Origin of the sequence: Streptomyces sp. NPDC051183 (genome assembly GCF_040682455.1) — a bacterium.
GTDB lineage: Bacteria > Actinomycetota > Actinomycetes > Streptomycetales > Streptomycetaceae > Streptomyces.
On sequence record NZ_JBFBBA010000093.1, the window covers coordinates 1 to 8,901 of the forward strand.

The 8,901-nt window shown below is 69.0% G+C and carries 9 protein-coding genes and 1 rRNA gene; all 10 read left to right on the top strand.

What is annotated here, in order from left to right:
- Positions 1-83 (top strand): 5S ribosomal RNA (gene rrf / locus AB0M99_RS37135); the annotation flags it as partial.
- Between the two features lie 127 nt (positions 84-210).
- Positions 211-801: a CDP-alcohol phosphatidyltransferase family protein gene (locus AB0M99_RS37140; RefSeq protein WP_365928595.1), complete on the top strand. Its 591-nt coding sequence runs from the start codon at positions 211-213 to the stop codon at positions 799-801.
- 94 nt (positions 802-895) lie between these two features.
- Positions 896-3,391: a mannose-1-phosphate guanyltransferase gene (locus AB0M99_RS37145; RefSeq protein ID WP_365928597.1), complete on the top strand. Its 2,496-nt coding sequence runs from the start codon at positions 896-898 to the stop codon at positions 3,389-3,391.
- Positions 3,392-3,504: 113 nt separating this feature from the next.
- On the top strand, positions 3,505-4,416 hold the full coding sequence (locus AB0M99_RS37150; protein ID WP_365928599.1) for a DUF881 domain-containing protein: 912 nt from the start codon (positions 3,505-3,507) through the stop codon (positions 4,414-4,416).
- Positions 4,413-4,745, top strand: coding sequence for a small basic family protein (locus AB0M99_RS37155; protein ID WP_030158423.1), 333 nt, complete (start codon positions 4,413-4,415; stop codon positions 4,743-4,745). The genes AB0M99_RS37150 and AB0M99_RS37155 overlap by 4 nt, the downstream gene beginning before the upstream one ends.
- A gap of 5 nt (positions 4,746-4,750) precedes the next feature.
- Complete coding sequence (locus AB0M99_RS37160) at positions 4,751-5,545, top strand: DUF881 domain-containing protein (RefSeq protein WP_365928601.1); 795 nt, start codon at positions 4,751-4,753, stop codon at positions 5,543-5,545.
- 484 nt (positions 5,546-6,029) lie between these two features.
- Positions 6,030-6,572, top strand: coding sequence for an FHA domain-containing protein (locus AB0M99_RS37165; RefSeq protein WP_365928603.1), 543 nt, complete (start codon positions 6,030-6,032; stop codon positions 6,570-6,572).
- Positions 6,573-6,592: 20 nt separating this feature from the next.
- Positions 6,593-7,384: a MerR family transcriptional regulator gene (locus AB0M99_RS37170; RefSeq protein WP_365928605.1), complete on the top strand. Its 792-nt coding sequence runs from the start codon at positions 6,593-6,595 to the stop codon at positions 7,382-7,384.
- Between the two features lie 96 nt (positions 7,385-7,480).
- Positions 7,481-7,954 (top strand): bifunctional nuclease family protein, encoded by a 474-nt coding sequence (locus AB0M99_RS37175; RefSeq protein WP_030009777.1) that lies wholly within the window; start codon positions 7,481-7,483, stop codon positions 7,952-7,954.
- Positions 7,955-8,181: 227 nt separating this feature from the next.
- Positions 8,182-8,820 (top strand): MerR family transcriptional regulator, encoded by a 639-nt coding sequence (locus AB0M99_RS37180; RefSeq protein WP_365928607.1) that lies wholly within the window; start codon positions 8,182-8,184, stop codon positions 8,818-8,820.
- Positions 8,821-8,901 lie beyond the last annotated feature (81 nt).

Here is an 8,901-nt window from a genome sequence, read left to right on the forward strand (position 1 = left end):
ACATTCCGAACCCGGAAGCTAAGCCTTTCAGCGCCGATGGTACTGCAGGGGGGACCCTGTGGGAGAGTAGGACGCCGCCGAACAATCATTGTGGGGAAGCCCCGCACCTTATGGTGCGGGGCTTTTCTGCGTTTACGGGCAGGTGTGCGGTCTCCTGTAGGGTCAGGGGGCATCGTTCGACATTTCTACAGTCACAGTGGAGGCCCCCGGGTGGAGGTCCAGGAGACTCGGGTTCAGACTGACCGAATTTTCACCATTCCGAACATCCTGAGCATGGCGCGCCTCGCCGGCGTGCCGCTGTTCCTGTGGCTGATCCTCGAGAAGCACGACGGCTGGGCGCTGGCCGTTCTCATGCTCAGCGGGGTCAGCGACTACCTCGACGGGAAGCTCGCGCGGCGCTGGAATCAGATCAGCAGCCTCGGGAGACTGCTGGATCCCGCTGCAGACCGGCTCTACATCCTGTCCACGCTGTTCGGTCTGACCTATCGCGGCATTCTGCCGATCTGGCTCACCGCGGCCCTGCTGGCCCGTGAGCTGATGCTGCTGGTCATGGTCTGGATCCTGCGCCGACACGGCTATCCGCCGCCGCAGGTCAACTTCCTGGGGAAGGCGGCGACCTTCAACCTGATGTACGCCTTCCCGTTGTTGTTGCTCAGTGACGGCTCGGGTTGGTTGGCCTGGACGGGGTCAGTTTTCGGATGGGCGTTCGCCGGTTGGGGTACAACCCTCTACTGGTGGGCAGGAATCCTTTACGTGGTGCAGGTCCGCCGACTCGTGAAGGCGGACGCCGCGGCCGATTGAGCCTGCTCGGCGCCGGACTGACGCGTTGCCCAGTCACCGTCCGGGGCGGGCGAAGTCGGCGAGAACGTCGTCTCTCAAGGAGGACTCTTCCGACATGAAGGCCGTCGTGATGGCCGGTGGCGAAGGCACACGTCTTCGCCCCATGACCTCGAGCATGCCCAAGCCGCTCCTGCCGGTGGCGAACCGGCCGATCATGGAGCATGTGCTCAGGCTGCTCAAGCGGCATGGGCTCAGCGAAACCGTGGTCACCGTGCAATTCCTGGCATCACTCGTCAGGAACTACTTCGGTGACGGCGAGGAGCTCGGAATGGAGCTCACCTATGCCAACGAGGAGAAGCCACTCGGGACCGCCGGCAGCGTGAAGAATGCCGAGGAGGCCTTGAAGGACGACACGTTCCTCGTGATCTCCGGCGATGCGCTCACCGACTTCGACCTCACCGATCTCATCAAATTCCACAAGCAGAAGGGCGCACTGGTCACGGTGTGCCTGACGCGGGTGCCGAATCCGCTGGAATTCGGCATCACCATCGTGGACGAAGAGGGGAAGGTCGAGCGCTTCCTCGAAAAGCCGACCTGGGGCCAGGTGTTCTCGGACACCATCAACACCGGCATCTACGTGATGGAGCCGGAAATCTTCGACTACGTCGACCCGGACGTCTCGGTCGACTGGTCCGGCGACGTCTTCCCGCAGCTGATGAAGGAAGGCCGCCCGATCTACGGCTACGTCGCCGAGGGCTACTGGGAGGACGTCGGCACCCACGAGAGCTACGTCAAGGCGCAGGCCGACGTACTCGAGGGCAAGGTCCAGGTCGACATGGACGGCTTCGAGATCTCCCCGGGCGTGTGGATCGCAGAGGGGGCCGAGGTGAGCCCGGACGCGGTGCTGCGCGGGCCGCTCTACATCGGGGACTACGCCAAGGTCGAGGCCGGCGTGGAGATCCGCGAGCACACGGTCGTCGGGTCGAACGTCGTAGTCAAGAGCGGCGCCTTCCTGCACAGGGCCGTCGTGCACGACAACGTGTACATCGGGCCCCACAGCAATCTCCGCGGCTGCGTCATCGGCAAGAACACCGACATCATGCGCGCCGCGCGGATCGAGGACGGGGCCGTCATCGGTGACGAGTGCCTCGTCGGTGAGGAATCGATCGTTCAGGGGAATGTGCGGGTCTACCCCTTCAAGACGATCGAGGCGGGCGCCTTCGTCAACACCTCGGTGATCTGGGAGTCGCGCGGACAGGCGCACCTGTTCGGCGCGCGCGGAGTCACCGGCATCCTGAACGTCGAGATCACCCCCGAGCTGGTGGTGCGGCTCGCCGGCGCCTATGCGACCACCCTCAAAAAGGGTGCGATCGTCACCACGGCCCGTGACCACTCCCGCGGTGCGCGAGCGCTCAAGCGGGCCGTGATCTCCGCGCTCCAGGCCAGTGCCATCAACGTACGGGACCTGGAGAACGTACCCCTGCCGGTGGCGAGGCAGCAGACCGCCCGCGGCAGCGCCGGCGGCATCGTGCTGCGGACCTCGCCGGGGGTTCCGGACTCAGTGGACATCATGTTCCTCGACGAGCGCGGGGCGGACCTCTCGCTCCAGCAGCAGCGCAAGCTGGACCGGGTGTACGCGCGCCAGGAGTACCGGCGTGCCTTCCCCGGGGAGATCGGTGACCTGCAGTTCCCGGGCAGCGTCTTCGACGCCTATACGGGTTCCCTGCTGCGCCGGGTGGACATCACCGGGGTCGCCGACTCCGGGCTCAAGGTGGTCGTGGACGCCTCCAACGGCAGTGCCGGGCTGGTGCTGCCGAGCCTCCTGGGCAAGCTCGGGGTGGACGCGCTCACGGTCAACCCGGGGCTCGACGAGTCCCGGCCCACGGAGACCGCCGAGTCGCGGCGGGCCGGGCTGGTGCGGCTCGGCGAGATCGTGGCCTCCTCGCGCGCGGCCTTCGGGGTGCGCTTCGACCCGGTGGGCGAGCGGATCTCCCTGGTGGACGAGCGCGGGCGGATCATCGAGGACGACCGGGCGCTGCTGGTGCTGCTGGACCTGGTGGCCGCGGAGAAGCGCAGCGGCAAGGTGGCGCTGCCGGTGACCACGACCCGTATCGCCGAGCAGGTGGCGGCGTACCACGGGACGCAGGTGGAGTGGACGACCACTTCGCCCGACGACCTGACCCGGGTGGGCCGGGCGGAGAACACCATCTTCGGCGGGGACGGCAGGGGCGGGTTCATCGTCCCGGAGTTCAGCAGCGTCTTCGACGGGGCGGCGGCCTTCGTGCAGCTGATCGGGCTGGTGGCGCGCACGCAGCTCACGCTGAGCCAGATCGATGCCCGGATCCCGCGGGCGCACGTGCTCAAGCGGGACGTGCCGACGCCGTGGGCGGTGAAGGGGCTCGTCATGCGGCGGGTCGTGGAAGCGGCCGGGGACCGGCAGGTGGACACCACCGACGGGGTACGGGTGGTCGAGGCGGACGGTCGGTGGGCGCTGGTGCTGCCGGACCCGGCGGAAGCCGTCACCCATCTGTGGGCCGAAGGTCCCGATGACACGTCCGCGCAGGCACTGCTCGACGAGTGGGCCGGCGTGGTGGACGGGGCCGGGCACTGAGTGCCGGGCGCGGTATGACGTAGGGACCCAAGTCCCGCGGGCCGGGTCGGGGGATGCCCCGGCCCGGCCCGCCGGACGGGTGCATTCGGTGTGGGCGGCGCCGACATGCGACGATGTGCGGCATGTCGCAGCCGCCCCACAACCGGAGTTCGGCGCCGCCCGCGCGTCCCGCGCGCCCGGACGCTTCCATGTCGCTGCTGACGCACGTGATGGATCACAGCCTCGACGAGGGCTACGCGGAGGCGACGGCCCGGCGCGAGGCGGAGGGCAAGGCCGGACTGCCGCGCACGCTCAAGGCGAAACTGGCGCTGGCCGCCGGGCTCGTGCTCGCGGCCGCGGTCGTCACGCTCGGCGCGGCGCAGGCCCAGGTTGCCGCGCCGGTGCTGGCCAAGGAGCGTCAGGAGCTGATCGACCGGGTGCAGCGCTCCGACCAGCGTGCCGACGCCCTGGAGCGGGACATCGAGCGGCTGCGCGACGACGTGGCGGACCGCCAGAGTGCGGCGCTCAAGCAGCACGGCGGTGATCAGGGACAGCTGGTGGCGCTGCTGTCCGGGGCCACGGAGGTCCGCGGGCCCGGTATCAGGCTGGTGATCGACGATGCGAAGGGCGCCTCGTCGGGCGGCGGTGGCAAGCCGCGCGAGAGCACCGGTTTCTCGGACACCGGGCGGCTCCGCGACCGGGACATGCAGAAGATCGTCAACGGGCTGTGGCAGTCCGGGGCGGAGGCCGTCTCGATCAACGGACAGCGGCTGACGGCGCTGTCGGCGATCCGGGCCGCCGGTGACGCGATACTGGTCGACAACAGGCCGCTGGTGCCGCCGTACGAAGTGCTGGCGGTCGGTGACAAGAAGCGGCTCGGGACCACGTTCCAGGACTCCGCGGACGGTCAGTACCTGCATGTGCTGCAGGAGAGTTACGGGATCCGCTACACCTTGTCCGCAGCGGACGAGGTACGGCTGCCGGCCGCGTCGAGTCTGACCGTGCGGACAGCCACAGCAGAAGAGCCGAAGAAGGGTGCATCGTGATCGCGGTACTGGGCCTCGTGGCCGGAGTGGTGGTCGGACTTCTGGTCCGGCCCGAAGTGCCGGCCGTCGTGGAGCCATATCTGCCGATCGCCGTGGTGGCGGCGCTGGATGCGGTGTTCGGCGGTCTGCGGGCGATGCTGGACGGCATCTTCGTGGACAAGGTCTTCGTGGTGTCGTTCCTGTCGAACGTGGTCGTGGCCGCGCTGATCGTCTTCCTCGGTGACAAGCTGGGCGTGGGTTCGCAGCTGTCGACGGGTGTGGTGGTCGTCCTCGGCATCCGCATCTTCTCCAACGCCGCGGCCATCCGCCGGCACGTCTTCCGGGCGTGATGGGGATGAGTACGCATGGCACCCCGCCGCAGGAGCCGAACGTTCCGGAGCAGCCCCTGAGCGAGGCTGCCGAGCCCGCGCAGACGGGGCGGCAGCGGCTGGCGGCCGGGCTGTGGCCGCCGCGCGTGAGCCGGGCCCAATTGATCGTCGCGGTGCTGCTGTTCGTCCTGGGGCTGGGGCTGGCCATCCAGGTGCGGTCCAACAGCGACTCCAGCGCGCTGCGCGGGGCGCGTCAGGAGGACCTCGTACGGATCCTCGACGAGCTCGACGGGCGGACCAAGCGCCTGGAGGACGAGAAGTCGAAGCTGGAGGACCAGCGCAAGGAGCTGGAGAACAGCTCCAACCAGGCCGAGGAGGCCCGGAAGCAGACCGTGGAGAAGGAGCGCCAACTCGGCATCCTGGCCGGTACGGTGGCTGCACAGGGGCCCGGCATCACGCTGAAGATCACCGATGCCAAGAACCAGGTGCGGTCGGACCAGCTGCTGGACACGCTCCAGGAGCTGCGGGCCGCGGGTGCCGAGGCGATCCAGATCAACGGCGTGCGCATCGTGGCCGGCTCGTACTTCTCGGACGAGAGCGGTGGTGTCGGGATCGACGGTAAGAAGATCACACAGCCCTACGAGTTCAGGGTGATCGGGAAGCCGCAGGATCTGGAGCCCGCGCTCAACATCCCGGGCGGTGTCGTGCAGACGTTGGAGAAGGAGCAGGCCACCGTCGCCGTCACACGGTCGGCGAAGATCGTTGTGGATGCCTTGCGGGCTGTGAAGCAGCCTGACTACGCTCGGTCGTCATCGTCGTGATGCGGGACGGACGAGCGGACCGGCCGACGCGGGCGGATGCCTGCGGGGGGTCGGCGCGCCGAAGTCGCGGTGCGTGGTGGAAACTGTCTGGTGGTTACGGACGTTGTGAGAATGTCCGGGTCGGCAGGTGTTGCATTCGGAGTTCGTCCTGCCCCACGGGCGGGTCTGTTTCGGTCAAGGGGAATCGCCCGTGAAGTTGTTTGAGAAGTTGTTCGGCAAGAAGAACCGTGAGGAGAGCGGTGCGGCCAGGCACCGCGCGGGGCACGGAGATGCGGAAGGGCAGGGCGACCGGCCGCTCTTCCGGGACGAGGTCGGCGGGGCGGGTGACATTTCGGGCGCACAGGGCGCGTCGGCTGTTGACCCTGCCGGTACCGGACGCATAGGTTTCGGTGAACCATCAACCTCAAGTACGGGTGGAGGGTTTGCCCCCGACCCGTATGCCACCAATGCCTCCGCGGGGCACCCGCGGCGCGAGGAGCCGTCCATGTCGGCCGAGCAGATTTGCAGCAGGTGCGGGCACCGCAGCGATGCGGCCAGCCGATTCTGCTCCAACTGCGGGGCGCCGCTGCGGGCGGGTCTGACGCCGGAGCGTGCCTCGGAGACCACGTCCACCATCTCGATCTCGGGCCTTGAGGCCTACGAGGCCGAGGTGTCGGGACAGCAGCACGTGTCGTCCTCGCTCTCTCCCGAGGCCCAGGCCGCGGTGGAAGCGCTGCCTCCGGGTTCCGCTCTGCTGATCGTGCGGCGCGGTCCCAACTCCGGAAGCCGTTTCCTTCTGGACGGCGAGCTGACGACGGCCGGCCGGCACCCGCAGAGCGACATCTTCCTGGACGACGTCACCGTCTCCCGGCGCCATGTCGAGTTCCGCCGGAGCCAGGACGGCGGCTTCACCGTCGCCGACGTCGGCAGCCTCAACGGCACGTATGTGAACCGTGAACCGATCGACTCCGTCTCGCTGCACAACGGCGACGAGGTGCAGATCGGCAAGTACCGGCTGGTCTTCTACGCGAGCCTGCGGGGCATCTGACCCTGTCAAGGGAAGGTTCCATGCTGCGTACCCCGACCGGCGGTGCCCCGAAGAGCGGCACCGCCGGCACCGCCGGCACCGCCGGCACCGTCGGCCCGGCCGGGCGGCTGGTGAGCATCGGCACGGTGCTGACCATGCTGCGTGACGAGTTCCCCGAGGTCACGATCTCGAAGATCCGCTTCCTGGAGGCGGAGGGACTCGTCGAGCCCCAGCGCACACCTTCCGGATATCGCAAGTTCAGCACCGACGACGTCGAGCGGCTGGCCCGCATCCTGCGGCTCCAGCGCGACCATTACCTTCCGCTGAAGGTCATCCGCGAGCAGCTCGACGCGCTCGCACGCGGTGAGCAGATCCGCATCCCGGCGCCGACGGCGAACGGGGAAACGGTTGATCCCACGAGCCCTGCCGCCGTCTACGGGGAGGTCGGCCGAGAGCGGCCCACGGTCGCGCGGGTGGGCCGGGCCGAGCTGATGGCCGCGGCGGACGTGGACGAGGTGCAACTCGTCGAGTGGGAGTCGTACGGGCTGCTCGCGGAGGCGCCCGGCGGCGGATTCGATGCCGAGGCGGTCACGGTGGCCCGCCTGGTGGCCGATCTGGGGCGATTCGGGCTGGAGCCGCGTCACCTGCGGGCGATGAAGGCTGCCGCGGACCGGGAGGCGGGCCTGGTGGAGCAGGTCGTGGCCCCGCTGCGCCGGCACCGCAACCCCCAGACCCGGGCGCATGCCGAGGCCACCATGAAGGAGCTCGCGGGGCTCTCCGTACGGCTCCACGAGGCCCTCGTACAGACGGCTCTCGGGGTCCGGCTGCCCTGAGCTGCGGGAGCTCGGGGGCTCGCCGGGGGGAGCCTCGGGGGCACCGTGGGGGAGCCCGACTACCCAAACCTGCCGGGCAGGTCCTAGGGTTGCTGTGTGAATGAGCTCGACGTTGTGGGTGTCCGGGTGGAAATGCCCTCGAACCAACCGATCGTGCTCCTGCGTGAAGTGGGAGGCGACCGGTACCTCCCCATCTGGATCGGACCAGGGGAGGCGACCGCCATTGCCTTCGCGCAGCAGGGGATGGCCCCTGCCCGGCCGCTGACGCACGACCTGTTCAAGGACGTGCTGGAGGCGATCGGCGAGGAGCTCACCGAGGTCCGGATCACGGATCTGCGGGAGGGTGTCTTCTACGCGGAGCTCGTCTTCGCCAGCGGGGTCGAGGTGAGCGCGCGGCCTTCCGACGCCATAGCGCTGGCCCTGCGGACGGGGACGCCGATCTACGGCAGTGACGGCGTGCTGGACGACGCCGGAATCGCCATTCCGGACGAGCAGGAGGACGAGGTGGAGAAGTTCCGCGAGTTCCTCGACCAGATCTCGCCGGAGGACTTCGGCACCGGGCCGCAGTGAGGTGTTGCCGGTGAGGCGGCGCGGTGGGACGCCTGCCTCGTCGGCCTCGGCGTCCTCCGGGCGTCCTCCAGGAAAATTCAGCCCATTCGAGTAGCCTTTCCCCGCAGCGGGGTACGGGAAACCACTCTCAGGGTGATTATCACTCGGCGTGCCGAGTGTGGCGATCGTTGACGCACCCCTGGTGACTGCCTACCTTCGAGGTGGCAGGTCAAGGACGGAGGGTCGGCGTGAGGATCACGGGCGACGGTACGACCGGGGGCACCCCCGCACGGAGTGACGGTGGGCCGTACCCGCTGCACGGCAGTGCGGTGGGGTCCGCGCGCCGTCAGCCGGATTCGACGCCGGTCGGGCCGGTGGGCGGCGAGCCGGCGCCCGAGCAGGTCGGATACCGGGGGCCGACGGCGTGCGCCGCGGCCGGCATCACGTACCGGCAGCTCGACTACTGGGCGCGGACCGGCCTGGTGGAGCCGAGCGTGCGTCCCGCGTACGGGTCGGGCACGCAGCGGCTGTACAGCTTCCGCGACGTCGTCGTCCTCAAGATCGTCAAGCGCTTCCTGGACACCGGGGTGGCGCTGCAGAACATCCGCACCGCCGTGCAGCACCTGCGCGACCGCGGTTTCTCGGATCTGGAGCGCATGACGCTGATGAGCGACGGCGCCACCGTGTACGAGTGCACGTCGCCGGACCAGGTGGTGAGCCTGCTCCAGGGCGGGCAGGGCGTCTTCGGCATCGCCGTCGGCGTGGTCTGGCGGGACGTGGAGAACGCCCTCTCGCAGCTGCACGGGGAGCGAGTGGACACCGGCGAGACGGTGGTCGGGCACAACCCGGCCGACGAGCTCGCCGCGCGCCGCAACCGGGCCGTCTAGGGGGTGTCTGGCGGATCAGGGCCGGGCGGCCGCGCACACGTCTCAACACCACACACAACGGGACGGAGGGCGGGGGCCGGC